Annotated in this window: 11 protein-coding genes; 6 read left to right on the top strand and 5 right to left on the bottom strand. The window is 66.2% G+C overall.

Features of this window, described 5'->3' with window-relative positions; genetic code table 11:
- Window positions 1-117 precede the first annotated feature (117 nt).
- Window positions 118-969, bottom strand: coding sequence for a pirin family protein (locus AC1DKR_RS08580; RefSeq protein WP_032977239.1), 852 nt, complete (start codon window positions 967-969; stop codon window positions 118-120).
- Window positions 970-1,238: 269 nt separating this feature from the next.
- On the opposite strand from AC1DKR_RS08580, the gene AC1DKR_RS08575 reads away from it, so the two are divergent.
- Entirely contained in the window at window positions 1,239-3,320 is a 2,082-nt protein-coding gene (locus AC1DKR_RS08575) for a carbon starvation CstA family protein (RefSeq protein WP_025877093.1), read from the top strand.
- A complete protein-coding gene (locus AC1DKR_RS08570) occupies window positions 3,320-3,544 on the top strand; it encodes a YbdD/YjiX family protein (protein ID WP_099843281.1) in 225 nt (74 codons plus the stop codon). The genes AC1DKR_RS08575 and AC1DKR_RS08570 overlap by 1 nt, the downstream gene beginning before the upstream one ends.
- Before the next feature lie 119 nt (window positions 3,545-3,663).
- Here AC1DKR_RS08570 and AC1DKR_RS08565 read toward each other — a convergent pair whose 3' ends face one another.
- Complete coding sequence (locus tag AC1DKR_RS08565; protein WP_478032284.1) at window positions 3,664-4,215, bottom strand: dihydrofolate reductase family protein; 552 nt, start codon at window positions 4,213-4,215, stop codon at window positions 3,664-3,666.
- A 103-nt stretch (window positions 4,216-4,318) separates the two neighbouring features.
- Complete coding sequence (locus AC1DKR_RS08560; RefSeq protein WP_478032283.1) at window positions 4,319-5,569, bottom strand: DUF819 family protein; 1,251 nt, start codon at window positions 5,567-5,569, stop codon at window positions 4,319-4,321.
- Window positions 5,570-5,725: 156 nt separating this feature from the next.
- Here AC1DKR_RS08560 and AC1DKR_RS08555 point away from each other — a divergent pair, with 156 nt between their 5' ends.
- Window positions 5,726-6,115, top strand: a complete 390-nt coding sequence (locus tag AC1DKR_RS08555) for a VOC family protein (RefSeq protein WP_025877085.1) — start codon at window positions 5,726-5,728, stop codon at window positions 6,113-6,115.
- A gap of 87 nt (window positions 6,116-6,202) precedes the next feature.
- On the opposite strand, the gene AC1DKR_RS08550 is transcribed toward AC1DKR_RS08555, so the two are convergent.
- Both AC1DKR_RS08550 and AC1DKR_RS08545 read right to left on the bottom strand, forming a co-directional pair.
- Complete coding sequence (locus tag AC1DKR_RS08550; RefSeq protein WP_032951976.1) at window positions 6,203-7,483, bottom strand: sensor histidine kinase; 1,281 nt, start codon at window positions 7,481-7,483, stop codon at window positions 6,203-6,205.
- Window positions 7,473-8,183: a response regulator transcription factor gene (locus AC1DKR_RS08545; RefSeq protein WP_025877081.1), complete on the bottom strand. Its 711-nt coding sequence runs from the start codon at window positions 8,181-8,183 to the stop codon at window positions 7,473-7,475. The genes AC1DKR_RS08550 and AC1DKR_RS08545 overlap by 11 nt, the downstream gene beginning before the upstream one ends.
- A gap of 132 nt (window positions 8,184-8,315) precedes the next feature.
- On the opposite strand from AC1DKR_RS08545, the gene AC1DKR_RS08540 reads away from it, so the two are divergent.
- The 3 genes from AC1DKR_RS08540 (at window position 8,316) to AC1DKR_RS08530 (ending at window position 12,530) form a co-directional block, all read left to right on the top strand.
- On the top strand, window positions 8,316-10,019 hold the full coding sequence (locus tag AC1DKR_RS08540) for an ArnT family glycosyltransferase (RefSeq protein ID WP_478032282.1): 1,704 nt from the start codon (window positions 8,316-8,318) through the stop codon (window positions 10,017-10,019).
- A gap of 112 nt (window positions 10,020-10,131) precedes the next feature.
- Entirely contained in the window at window positions 10,132-10,884 is a 753-nt protein-coding gene (locus tag AC1DKR_RS08535) for a phosphatase PAP2 family protein (protein ID WP_478032281.1), read from the top strand.
- The gene (locus AC1DKR_RS08530; RefSeq protein ID WP_478032280.1) at window positions 10,881-12,530 is read left to right on the top strand and encodes a phosphoethanolamine transferase; all 1,650 of its coding nucleotides are present in this window, start codon (window positions 10,881-10,883) and stop codon (window positions 12,528-12,530) included. The genes AC1DKR_RS08535 and AC1DKR_RS08530 overlap by 4 nt, the downstream gene beginning before the upstream one ends.
- Window positions 12,531-12,854: the final 324 nt, after the last annotated feature.

Here is a 12,854-nt window from a genome sequence, read left to right as displayed (position 1 = left end):
ACTGCCTTGCAGCGTCCCCACCCGATGGACCGATCCGCGGGAGGTGCCGGCCGCTGGCCGGCAACCCGATCGGCGCGCACTGCAGGAGGTTGCCGGCCAGCGGCCGGCACCCCCACCTCAGAACCTGCCTTCCTGGAAATCAACAAAGGCCTGCATCAGCTCTTCGCGGGTATTCATCACGAACGGGCCATGACGCATCACCGGCTCGCGCAGCGGACGACCCGCCACCAGGATCAACCGCGCACCGTCGCTGCCTGCAGACAGATGCAACTGCTCGCCGCCGCCCAGCACCGCCAGTTCCTGCCGCGCCACGTCGCGCGCCGCATCCTGCTCGCCCACCGTCAACCCGCCTTCGAATACGTAGACGAACGCGTTGTGGCCTTCGGGCAGGGAGTAGGTCCAGGCACGATCGGCCTCCAGTGCAATGTCCAGATACAGCGGATCGGTGGCTGGCTGCGCGATCGGCCCCGCCGTGCCCTCGACCGTGCCAGCGATCACCTTGACCTGCACGCCTTCGGCCGGCTGCACCACCGGGATCTTTTCGGGAGCGAATTCCTGGTACTTCGGCGCGGTCATCTTGTCGCGCGCCGGCAGGTTCACCCACAGCTGGAAGCCGCGCATCTGCCCGCTTTCCTGCTCGGGCATCTCCGAATGCACCAAGCCACGGCCTGCCGTCATCCACTGCACGCTGCCCGGGGTCAGCAGGCCCTCGTTGCCGTGATTGTCGCGATGCCGCATGCGGCCATCGAGCATGTAGGTGACGGTCTCGAAACCACGATGCGGATGCTCGGGGAAACCGGCTATGTAGTCCTCGGCGCGATCGGTACCGAATTCGTCGAGCAGCAGGAACGGATCGAGGTCGGGCAGCGAGGGGCCGCCGATGACCCGGGTCAGGCGAACACCGGCACCGTCGGAGGTGGGCATGCCACGGATGGTACGCAGGACGCGGACCGGCTCGGGAAGGCTCATGGTGACTCCTGTTGGATGGATGCCGCTAAAAATGGACGCTGCAGCGCGCAACGCCAATGGATGCCGTCGCAACCGATTGTTCCATCCCTGGTGTTCGCCGCACGTCATGTCCGCACGCCGGCACCGCCTGCGTTGTCGGCTGCGAGGGAACATCGCCACCTGCCACACCCATGTACGACCAAAGTACTACCGCCGAATGGTCCCGTGCACATTGACCCTGCCAAGGGCACGCGGGACTCTTTGCCTGTCTTTCCGGGAGAGAGCACCTCATGAAAGGTTTTTCCAAAATAGGCTGGGCGGCCCTCGCCCTGCTCGGCGCGTTCTGCCTGGGCACGGTTGCGCTGCGGCGCGGTGAGCACATCAACGCGTTGTGGATCGTGGTCGCGGCGGTATCGCTGTACCTGGTCGCCTACCGCTTCTACAGCCTGTTCATCGCCGACAAGGTGATGCAGCTCGATCCGACCCGGGCCACCCCGGCGGTGATCAACAACGATGGCCTGGACTACGTACCGACCAACAAGCACGTGCTGTTCGGCCACCACTTCGCCGCCATTGCCGGTGCCGGCCCGCTGGTCGGCCCGGTGCTGGCCGCGCAGATGGGCTACCTGCCCGGCCTGCTGTGGCTGGTGGTCGGCGTGGTGCTGGCCGGTGCGGTGCAGGACTTCATGGTCCTGTTCCTGTCCAGCCGCCGCAACGGCCGTTCACTGGGTGACCTGGTGCGCGAGGAGATGGGCCAGGTGCCCGGCACCATCGCGTTGTTCGGTGCGTTCCTGATCATGATCATCATCCTGGCCGTGCTGGCGATGGTGGTGGTCAAGGCACTGGCGGAAAGCCCGTGGGGCATGTTCACGGTGATCGCGACGATGCCCATCGCGATCCTGATGGGCGTCTACATGCGCTACATCCGGCCGGGCAAGATCGGTGAGATCTCGGTGGTGGGCCTGGTGCTGCTGCTCGCCGCGATCTGGTTCGGTGGCAAGGTGGCGGCAGACCCGACCTGGGGCCCGGCGTTCACCTTCACCGGCACCCAGATCACCTGGATGCTGATCGGCTACGGTTTCGTCGCCTCGGTGCTGCCGGTCTGGCTGCTGCTGGCACCGCGCGACTACCTGTCGACCTTCCTGAAGATCGGCACGATCATCGCGCTGGCCATCGGCATCCTGGTGGTGATGCCGGAACTGAAGATGCCGGCGCTGACCCAGTTCGCGGCCAGCGGCGACGGCCCGGTGTGGAAAGGCGGCATGTTCCCGTTCCTGTTCATCACCATCGCCTGCGGCGCGGTGTCGGGTTTCCATGCACTGATCTCCTCGGGCACTACGCCCAAGCTGCTGGCCAATGAAGCGCACATGCGCTACATCGGCTACGGCGGCATGCTGATGGAATCGTTCGTGGCCGTGATGGCGCTGGTGGCGGCCTCGATCATCGATCCGGGCATCTACTTCGCGATGAACAGCCCGGCGGCGGTGATCGGTGCCGATGCCGCCTCGGCCGCACACTACATCACCAATACCTGGGGCTTCACCATCACCCCCGAACAGCTGACCGCCACGGCGGCAGCAATCGGTGAACCGACCATCCTGCATCGTGCCGGTGGTGCACCCACCCTGGCGGTGGGCATCGCGCAGATCCTGCATGAGGCGATCCCCAGCAGCAGCGACGCGATGATGGCGTTCTGGTACCACTTCGCCATCCTGTTCGAAGCACTGTTCATCCTCACCGCTGTGGATGCGGGCACACGTGCCGGTCGTTTCATGCTGCAGGACCTGCTCGGCAATTTCGTGCCGGCGCTGAAGAAGACCGAGTCGTGGACCGCCAACATCATCGGCACTGCCGGCTGCGTGGCGCTGTGGGGCTACCTGCTGTACACCGGCGTGGTCGATCCGTTCGGCGGCATCCAGACGTTGTGGCCGTTGTTCGGCATCTCCAACCAGATGCTGGCGGGCATCGCGCTGATGCTGGGCACGGTGGTGCTGTTCAAGATGAAGCGTGACCGCTACGCGTGGGTCACCGCGGTGCCTGCGGTGTGGTTGCTGATCTGCACCACCTATGCCGGTTTCATCAAGATCTTCGACAGCAATCCGGCGCAGGGCTTCCTGGCACAGGCACACAAGTTCCAGGACGCGTTGGCCAGCGGTACCATCACCGCACCGGCGAAGTCGGTCGCACAGATGCAGCAGATCGTGGTCAACGCCTACGTCAACACCGGCCTGACCGCGCTGTTCCTGCTGGTGGTGGCGTCAGTGCTGGTGTATTCGATCAAGACGATCGTGGCGGCGCGCCGCAATCCGCAGCGCAGCGACCGCGAGACCCCGTACGTGGCGCTGAAGCCGCATGAAATGGTGGACCTGTAATGAGTACGCAACTGGTTCCGGTGGGGCAGTACCAGGCGCACCGCCGCATCTGGCGGCGCCTGGTGCAGACGGCGCGGCTGTGCTGCGGGATTCCTGATTACGACAACTACGTCCGGCACATGCTGGAAAAGCATCCGGATCAGGAACCGATGGACTACAAGACGTTCTTCCGTGAGCGCCAGGAAGCGCGTTACAGCGGCAAGAACGGGGGTCGCTGCTGCTGAAGCCGCAGCGTTCGCACGTCCCTGACCATGGGTTGGGACACCGATGAAAAAACGGCGGCGCGAAAGCGCCGCCGTTGCTTTGAATGCCCGGCAGACCGACTCCTGGCCGATCCGCCGCCCTAGCCGGCGCTGCCGACGGTGTAACGCGTCTGCACGAATCCGAACGGATACACCACGGTGGCACGATGCGTCAGCAGCGCTTCGGCCCCCGTCTCGCCGAACAACCGCAGGCCACCACCGACCAGCACCGGAATCGTGGTCACGGTGATCTCCTGCAACAGCCCCTCGGCGAGGAAGGACTGCACCGTGCCTCCGCCGTCGATGTAGAGGCGGTCCAGACCACACGCTGCCGCCTCTTCCATCAACGTGGACAACGCCCCCGCATGCAGCCGCACCGTGGTCGGTGCCTCCTCGGGAACGGCCTGCAGGGAGTGGCTCAGCACATAGACCGGCAGATCCGCATACGGCCATTCGGGAAAGGACAGCACTTTCTCGAAGGTGCCCCGTCCCATGACGATCGCCTTGATCGGTGCCATGTAGGCAGCGTATCCACAATCTTCACCGGCCGGCACGCTCTGATTGGCGTGGTCGAGCCAGTCCAGATTGCCATCCGCGCGCGCGATGCAACCGTCCAGGCTGACAGCAATGAACGAAGAACAATGAGGTGTCACACGTATCTCCCAGGTGTGATGCCGAGCGCTGGCCAGCGCTCGGCACACCACGACGAAAGAGGAGCCGGCCAGCGGCCGGCACTACCGCAATACGCATTCCGGACTACGCGCCCGCCATCCACTTCAGGATCAGCCCGGTGACATACGCCAGGCCGGTACCGGTGGCGTAACCGACCGTACCGAGCAGCACGCCCACCGGCGCCAGCGTCGGATGGAATGCTGCCGCCACCACCGGTGCCGAGGCGGCGGCGCCGATGTTGCCCTGCGAACCGATCGCGAAGAAGAACAGCGGCGCACGCACCAGCTTGGCCACGATCCACAGCACCAGCACGTGGGTGGCCATCCAGATGGCCCCCAGCAGGAACAACCACGGACGATCCAGCAGCGAGAGCAGGTTCATCTGCATGCCGATGCAGGCGATCAGGAAGTACAGGAACACGGTACCCAGGCGCGAGGCGCCTGCCGCTTCCAGCCGGCGTGCACGGGTGAAGCTGAGCGTCAGGCCCATCGCGGTGGACAGCAGGATCACCCACACAAACTGGCTGTCGAGGCTGAACTGGCTGGCCCAGCTGACATTGGCCTTGAACCAGTCCGACAGCGGTGCGGCGATGGCATGGGCCAGGCCGACGCCGCCCAGTGCCACGCCGACGATCACCATCAGGTCGGTCATGCTGGGGATGCGCGCGTTCTGTGCCTCGTAGGCACTGATGCGCGCCTTCATTTCATCGATGGCGCGGGTGTCGGCACCGTTGCGTGCATCGATCTGCTGGGCGCGGTTGGCCATGAACAGCAGGATCGCCATCCACAGGCTGGCGCAGGCCACGTCGACCACAGCGAACTGGCCGAAGGTGGTGGCATCGGTGCCGAACACTTCGCGCATGGCAACCATGTTGGCGCCACCCCCGATCCAGCTGCCCGCCAATGCGGCCATCCCGGCCCAGGTGTCACCGGCCACGGTTTCCGGGTGGATCAGCTTCATCACCTGGAAGGAGACGATGGCGCCGAGCATGATGCCGGCGGTGCCGGCGCAGAACACCAGCAGCAGCTTCGGCCCCAGCTTGGCGATGCCTTTCAGGTCGATCGACAGGGTCAGCAGGACCAGTGCCGCCGGCAGCAGCACATCACGTGCGACCGGGTTGTACAGCGAGGTGTTGTGGCCATCGATGACACCGGCGGTGTTGTAGATGGCGGGGATGAAATAGCACAGCAGCAGTGCTGGTACCCAGGCGAAGATCTTCTTCAGCAAGGGCGTTGGGCCACTGGCAGCCCAGAAGATCAAGGCGAGGGTGGCAGCGATCAGACCAAGGCCAACGATGTCGTTGCTGATCAGGGCAGTAGCGGGTTCGGTCGGCATGGGATCCTCTGTCGATCGAAAGAGCGGAAAAGAAAAGCGCCGCATAAGCGGCGCGGGTCGAAATTAACATAGTCTTCACGCAGGGTCATGCTGCGCTGCTTGCGGCAGCGCGTGGGCCTGCCGAGAATCGCTGCATTCCTTACTGGAGCCTGCCCCATGCAACTCGGCGCTTTTTCAGTCAGCTTGGCGGTGAAGGACCTGGCCACCTCACGTGCGTTCTACGAAGCGCTGGGGTTCTCGGTGACCGGTGGTGATGCGGCGCAGAACTGGCTGGTACTGCGCAACAACGGCATCGTGGTCGGCCTGTTCCAGGGCATGTTCGAGGGCAACCTGCTGACCTTCAACCCCGGCTGGGACCAGCACAAGCAGGAACTGGCGTCCTTCCAGGACGTACGCGAGGTACAGGCCGAGCTGGATGCCAAGGGCATCGCACTCACGGCGCGTGCCGATCCCGATGGCGAAGGTCCGGCCTATCTGCAGCTGACCGATCCCGATGGCAACGTGATCCTGATCGACCAGCACGTGGCGCGGCCAACGGGGCGGTGATGCGGCCAGCGTGCCAACCAGGGTTGGCACCTACCAGAACGCACGCGGCCATTGCCTGGTAGGCGTCGGCCTTGGTCGAGGGAGAGGTCAGCCTGGCCGCGATGTACCAAAGTCGAGCGAGGCCAGGGTACCGCGCGGCTGGCAGGGCTGCAGCTGCAGGGTCCAGCCCAGGTGCTCGCACAACCGCGCGATCAGTTCCAGGCCGATGCCGCCGCGGTCGCCGCGCTCACCGCGGGCCATCCGCGCGTGGATCGCTGCGATCTCCTCCGGGCTCATGCCATGGCCGGGGTCCTGCAGGGTCAACACCGCTGCCGAGGTCAGGCGCAGCTCGATATGACCGCGGCCGCTGTTCTCGATGGCATTGCGCAGCAGGTTGCCGATCGCTGCCTGCACCACCGCCAGCGGCGCGACGATGTCGACCGGCGCGGCCTGGATGCCGATGCTCAGGTCCTTGTCGCCCAGCAGGTGGCGATGGTCGTCGACGATCTCCGGCAGCAGCTGGTCCAGCGCGATGCGCTCGGCACGGGCAGCCAGGCGGGCGGGATCACGCGCCAGCACCAGCAACAGCTCGATCAGCTGCTCAACGCCCTGCGCGGTACGCAGCACGCGCTGCATCTGCTGTCGTGCGCGCTCAGGCAGGCCGGGTTGCTCCAGCGCCAGTTCGGCGGCACCGGTCATCACTGCGATCGGCGTGCGCAGTTCATGGCTTGCGGTGCTGATGAACACCCGCTCGCGCTCGACGAACTGCTCGTTGCGATCAAGGTAATCGTTCAGCGCATCGGCGATGGTGTGCAGCTCGGAACTGCCGCGCGGATCGACGTCAATGCGCTGGCCCTGCACGCCGGGCCGCAGTGCACCGATGTGCTGGGCCAGCAGGCTCAAGGGGCGCACCATGCGCTCCATGCCGAAGGAGGCCATCAACACGGTGACGAAGATCATGATGATGCCGGCCAGCATCACCCAGCGCGTTGCGAATTGTTCCAGGTCGTGGAAATCGGAGATGTCCAGGGCCAACGCGACCCGTCCCATCGAGCCGGTATCGCGCACCATCACCGCCGTCTCGCGCTCGCCGATCATCACCCCATCATGCAACCCCGGATGCAGGGTGCGCAGGCTGGCGGGCATGTTGGCTTCATTGAAGCGGAACAGGCTCAGCGTGTCCGAGTCCTGCCAGCGATAGTGCGGTTCGTGCTCGGTGTGCTCGACGATGCTGTCCAGTTCGGAATTGAGCAGCGCGCGCCACGCCGCGTGCTCGGCGTGTTCGTGCACGTAGTTGCCCACACTGAACACCGCCAGCGAAATCAGCGCCAGGTAGCCCAGCAGCCACCACACCACCCGGCGGTAGAGCGGCCCGGGCTTACGCGCCATCGTCATCGTTCCGTGCGTCCGCGCCTGCGGTGGACGCCAGCCGGTAGCCCACCCGTGGCAGGGTGTGGATCAGCTTGTCGGCAAAGGGGCCGTCCACGCTGCGGCGCAGCTCGTACACATGCGAGCGCAGCAGGTCGCCGTCCGGTGGTTCATCACCCCACAGGGCGAATTCCAGCTGCTGCCGGGTGACCGCGCCCGGGCTGGCGCGCATCAGCACTTCCAGCAGCTTGCGGCAGGCCGGGTACAGGTGCAGTACCTGGCCGGCGCGCTGCGCTTCCAGGCTGGCCAGGTCCAGCACCAGGTCGCCCACCTGCAGGCGCTTGCGCGGATTGCGGCCCTGCGCGCGCAGCAGCAGCGCCTCCAGGCGCACTTCCAGTTCCGGCAAGGCGAACGGCTTGGTCAGGTAATCATCTGCGCCGGCACGGAAGCCGGCGATCTTGTCCGGCAGTTCGTCGCGTGCGGTCAGCATGATCACCGGCACTTCCGAGGCATGCTCGGAGCGCAGCCGCCGCAGCACCTCCGGGCCTTCCATGCGCGGCAGCATCCAGTCCAGGATCACCGCGTCATACGGGTGGCTGCCGGCCAGGTGCAGGCCGGTGATGCCATCCGGGGCCACGTCGAGCACATGCCCGCGCGACTCGAAATAGTCGAACAGGTTGGCCACCAACTGGCGGTTGTCCTCGATCACCAACAGGCGCATGCACGAAACATCCACGGAAGTTCATGCCATGGTAGCGCTGCGGATGTCGGAATGCGGTCGCCATGCCGGCCACTCCGACGGCTTTCCCACGTGCCGCTCATCAGAATGGCTGTTTTGCTGCCGGAGCCCCCCGTGCCCGTTGCCCTGCCCCGCCGTTGGCACCTGCCGATGCTGTGGTTGTTGATCGTGATGGCGCTGGCGGCCGGGCTTGGCATGCGCCAGCCGCAGCCACCGGACGAACCACGCTTCGTGCTGGCCGCACGTGCCATGGTGGAGAGCGGCGAGTGGCTGCTGCCGCACCGGGGCAGCGAGCTGTACGCCGAGAAGCCCCCGGTGTTCATGTGGCTGCAGGCCGCTGCCCACCAGGTGGTCGGCAGCTGGCAATGGTCGTTCCTGCTGCCGTCGCTGCTGGCTGCGCTGCTCAGCCTGTGGCTGGTGTCCGACCTGGCACGCCGGCTATGGTCGCCACGGCATTCGTTGTACGCGCTTGGCGCACTGTTCTGCACCCTGCAGTTCGGCCTGATGGCCAAGCGCGCGCAGATCGACATGGTGCTGGTGGGAATGACCACGCTGGCCCTGTGGGGCCTGCTGCGCCACCTCTGCGAGCGCCGCAACCTGCCGGCGCTGTGGCTGGCCGGCTTCGCCGCCGGCGTCGGCACGGTGACCAAGGGGGTGGGCTTCCTGCCCTTGCTGATGGTGCTGCCTTGGCTGGGCTGGCGGCTGTACCAGCGCCGTCGCGGCCGGCCGGTGGACGGCCCCCACCCCGCCAGCCTGCTGTGGCTGATTCCGGCCTTCCTGCTGGGTACAGCGGTGTGGCTGGCGCCGCTGGCCTGGGCGCTGCTGCATGAACCCAGTGCATCGCTGCAGTCATACGCACACGAACTGCTGTTCAAGCAGACCGGCACCCGCTATGCCAATGCCTGGCACCATCGCCAGCCGGTCTGGTACTACCTGCAGGTGATCGCCACGCTGTGGCTGCCGGGTGCGCTGCTGCTGCCGCTGATGGTCAAGCCGTGGTGGCGCCGGCTGCGTCGCGGCGACCAGCGCCAGTGGCTGCTGCTGGGCTGGGCCGCGCTGGTCCTGCTGTTCTTCACTGCCAGCCCCGGCAAGCGCGAGGTGTACGTGCTGCCGATGCTGCCGGCGATGGCACTGGCGGTGGCGCCGCTGTTGCCCGGCCTGCTGCGTCGCCTGTGCGTGCGCCGCTACCTGTTCGGCTACAGCCTGCTGCTGATGCTGGCCACCGGCGCGCTTGGCGTGATGATGCTGACCGACAGCCCCTGGGCGCAGGCGCAGCTGGCACGGCGGGCGATGCCCGACACCCTGCTGCCCGTGTTCGGCGATGGCCTGCTGACCTTCGCCATCGCCGTGGCGACGCTGGCGGTGTGGCTGCGGATACGACGCGCGGCCACGCTGGTACTTCTCACCCACGGCCTGCTGTGGATGCTGTACGGACTGGTGCTGATACCCGCGCTGGACCCCTACGCCTCGGCTTCGGCGGTGATGCGCCGGGTGGGCACGCGGATCGGGCCCGATGCGGAGCTGGCGCTGGTGGCCTGGCGCGAACAGAACCTGCTGCAGGCCGACCGGCCGGTGCGCGAGTTCGGCTTCAAGCGGCCGTGGGCAGAGCAGTGGCACGACGCCGGTCCATGGTTGGCCGAGGCGCCGGACAAGCGCTGGTTGCTGGTGCTGGACAAGGCCATGAGCCCTTGTGTCGATCCGGCCCAGGTCATCGACATCGGTGTTGCCAATCGCAATCGTTGGCAATTGCTTCCGGGCACCGCCTGGGATGCGGCCTGCCATGCCGAGCGTGCAGGCGCCAACGACGAAGAAGACTGAACGATGATGCGCGCCGGGCACGGATTAACCCGGCGCAAACGCGTGTACGACCCTTCTCCGACATGCCAGTGACGAGCATGGCCGCGGATTCCCGTAACGGCCCCTTCCCTGCATGCCCGCTCGCCCTCTTGTCCCGGCAGTCTCCTTTGCGCCCTCGCTGCTGGCGTCGCGTTTTGCCGTTACCCATCTTTGGCTGCCTTCTGTCATCGGCATTGCGGTGTTCACCGTGTTGATGGGCCTGGGTGGCGACCAGTGGCTGGCCGACCATCTGTTCCGGCTGGAAGGCGGCCGCTGGGCGCTGCAGGATGCATGGCTGACGCGTTCGGTGGTGCACAAGGCCGGCAAGTGGCTGAGCACCGCTGCGGCACTGGTGGCGATGCTGCTGTGCTTCCACCACTGGCGCCGCGGCCACGATCGCACGCTGCGTTGGGCGCTGCTGTATGTGGTGGTGGCCGTGGCACTCGGCACCGGGCTGATCTCGCTGCTGAAGTCGCTGGTGCCGATGGACTGCCCGTGGGATCTGCTGCGCTATGGCGGACACGACCCGTTCGTCGGTCTTCTCAGCAGCCGCCCAACCGGCATGGCCGCACGCGCCTGCTTCCCCGCCGGCCACGCAAGCGCGGGATACGCATGGATGTGCCTGTACTTCTTCGCGCTGCTGTGGCGCCCCGCCTGGCGTTGGGCTGGGCTGTGGATCGGCCTCGGCAGCGGCCTGGTGTTCGGCATCGGCCAACAGCTGCGCGGCGCCCACTTCCTTTCGCATGACGTTGCCACCGCCTTGATCTGTTGGCTGCTGTCGCTGGGCCTGTACCTGATGGTCCGCCGCCAGTTGGATCGCTCGGCCCGCCAGGAGGCGATTGCATGAACGCATCGGTCCAACGCTCCTTCCGTCTGCCCACGCTGGCCAACATCCGCGCATGGCGGCCACAGCTGTCCACCGAAGCGTTGATCGTGCTGACCAGCCTGTTCTTCGCTGTGGCCGGCAATGGCCTGTTCTGGCACAGCGCCATGGCCAGCCATCCGGGCAGCCTGCGCTATGCACTTTCACTGCTGTTGCTGCTGCTGGGCGCGCACGGTGTGCTGCTGGGCATCCTTGTGTGGCGCTGGAATGCCAAGGTGGTGATCAGCGTGCTGCTGCTGGTCACCGCGTTTGCCGCGCACTACATGAGCCGTTACCACATCTATCTGGATGCGGACATGCTGCGCAACGTGCTGGCTACCGACCCCAAGGAAAGCCGCGAACTCATGACGGTGTCGCTGCTGTGGCCGGTCCTGCTGCTGGCTGTGTTGCCGATGGTGGTGCTGTGGCGCGTTGACCTGCGCCGCCGCAGCTGGGGCCGCAGCCTGCTGTGGCGCATCGGCTTCCTGCTGGTCGCTGCGGTCACCGTACTCGGTGGCGCGCTGGTGTCCTTCCAGGATGTGTCGGCGCTGATGCGCAACCAGCGCGAAGTGCGCTACCTGGCCACGCCGGCCAATGTGCTGCTGGGGCTGCCGCGTGCCCTGCGCGGCGACAACCCGGTGCAACGCGCGCCGAAGCTGCCGATCGGTACCGATGCCAAGGCGACCCCGCGCGCAGCGACCAGCAAGCCTCGCCTGCTGGTGATCGTGATGGGCGAAACGGTGCGCGCACAGAACTGGGGCCTGAATGGTGGCCGCAATACCACGCCGGAGCTGGCCCAGGCGGCGGTGGTCAATTTCCCGGACATGCACTCCTGCGGTACCAGCACCGAGGTCTCGCTGCCCTGCCTGTTCTCGCCATGGGGACGCCACGAGTACGACGAGAAGAAGATCCGTGCGCACCAGTCGCTGCTGCATGTACTGAACCGCGCGGGCATCGCGCCGCTGTGGCGCGACAACCAGTCCGGTTGCAAGGGCGTATGCGAGGGCCTGGACTTCCAGTCGCTGTCGGACGCGACCACGCCGGGGCTGTGTGCCGATGGCCGTTGCATGGACGAGATCCTGCTGCAGGACCTGGCGACGCAGGTGCGTGCGCGCCCGGGCGACCGGGTGGTGGTGCTGCACCAGCTGGGCAACCATGGCCCGGCCTATTTCGAGCGCTACCCGGCCGCCTTCCGCCGCTTCACCCCGACCTGTGACACCCAGGACATTGGTCGCTGCTCGCGCGAAGAGATCACCAACAGTTACGACAACGCCGTGCTGTACACCGATCATTTCCTGAGCAAGACCATCGGCACGCTGCAGGGCCTGCAGGACTACGACACGGCGATGATCTACCTGTCCGACCACGGCGAATCGCTAGGCGAAAAGGGCCTGTACCTGCACGGTGTGCCGTACGCGATCGCACCGGCCGAGCAGACCCGGGTGCCGATGACGATGTGGTTCTCGCCGGGTTTCGCCAGCAGCCGTGGACTGGACCTGCAGTGCGTGCGCAAGCGCTCGGCCAGCTACACCGACCACGACAACCTGTTCCCGTCGGTGCTGGGGCTGATGCAGGTGAAGACCTCGCTGTACGAGCGGGATCGCGACCTGTTCGCCAACTGCGAGAGTTAGGGTTGTTCGGCAGGGCTTGCAGCCCTGCACCTGCAGAGGCAACGGCAACGGCCGAAGCAACAGCAACAGCGGGGTTCCTGTGGGTAGGCGGGGTGGGTCCGGTTGCGGGGGACGCCGTAAATCCGTCCATGGAGGCTCGGTCGCGCCATCCATGGCGCTCACGCCCCCGCAACCGGACCCACCCCGCCTTCGACAGATTTCCGCTGCTGTTGGTGGGTGCCGACCGTTGGTCGGCACGGGGTCGGATCCGAATTTGAGTCTCGATTTCTGACAGATCTCATCCACGCATGGCGTGGATCTACTGCCATCACCGAATTGCGTCTG

Source organism: Stenotrophomonas sp. 01N47, from assembly GCF_056399165.1.
This window is presented reverse-complemented; position numbering and strand designations above follow the sequence as displayed.

Bases quoted from the DNA above. Each gene is read 5' to 3' on its own strand.
- AC1DKR_RS08570 (WP_099843281.1), top strand. From the start codon at position 3,320: ATGAGTACGCAACTGGTTCCGGTGGGGCAGTACCAGGCGCACCGCCGC.
- AC1DKR_RS08580 (WP_032977239.1), bottom strand. From the start codon at position 969: ATGAGCCTTCCCGAGCCGGTCCGCGTCCTGCGTACCATCCGTGGCATG.
- AC1DKR_RS08550 (WP_032951976.1), bottom strand. From the start codon at position 7,483: ATGGCGCGTAAGCCCGGGCCGCTCTACCGCCGGGTGGTGTGGTGGCTG.
- AC1DKR_RS08575 (WP_025877093.1), top strand. From the start codon at position 1,239: ATGAAAGGTTTTTCCAAAATAGGCTGGGCGGCCCTCGCCCTGCTCGGC.
- AC1DKR_RS08530 (WP_478032280.1), top strand. From the start codon at position 10,881: ATGAACGCATCGGTCCAACGCTCCTTCCGTCTGCCCACGCTGGCCAAC.
- AC1DKR_RS08560 (WP_478032283.1), bottom strand. From the start codon at position 5,569: ATGCCGACCGAACCCGCTACTGCCCTGATCAGCAACGACATCGTTGGC.
- AC1DKR_RS08535 (WP_478032281.1), top strand. From the start codon at position 10,132: ATGCCCGCTCGCCCTCTTGTCCCGGCAGTCTCCTTTGCGCCCTCGCTG.
- AC1DKR_RS08545 (WP_025877081.1), bottom strand. From the start codon at position 8,183: ATGCGCCTGTTGGTGATCGAGGACAACCGCCAGTTGGTGGCCAACCTG.
- AC1DKR_RS08555 (WP_025877085.1), top strand. From the start codon at position 5,726: ATGCAACTCGGCGCTTTTTCAGTCAGCTTGGCGGTGAAGGACCTGGCC.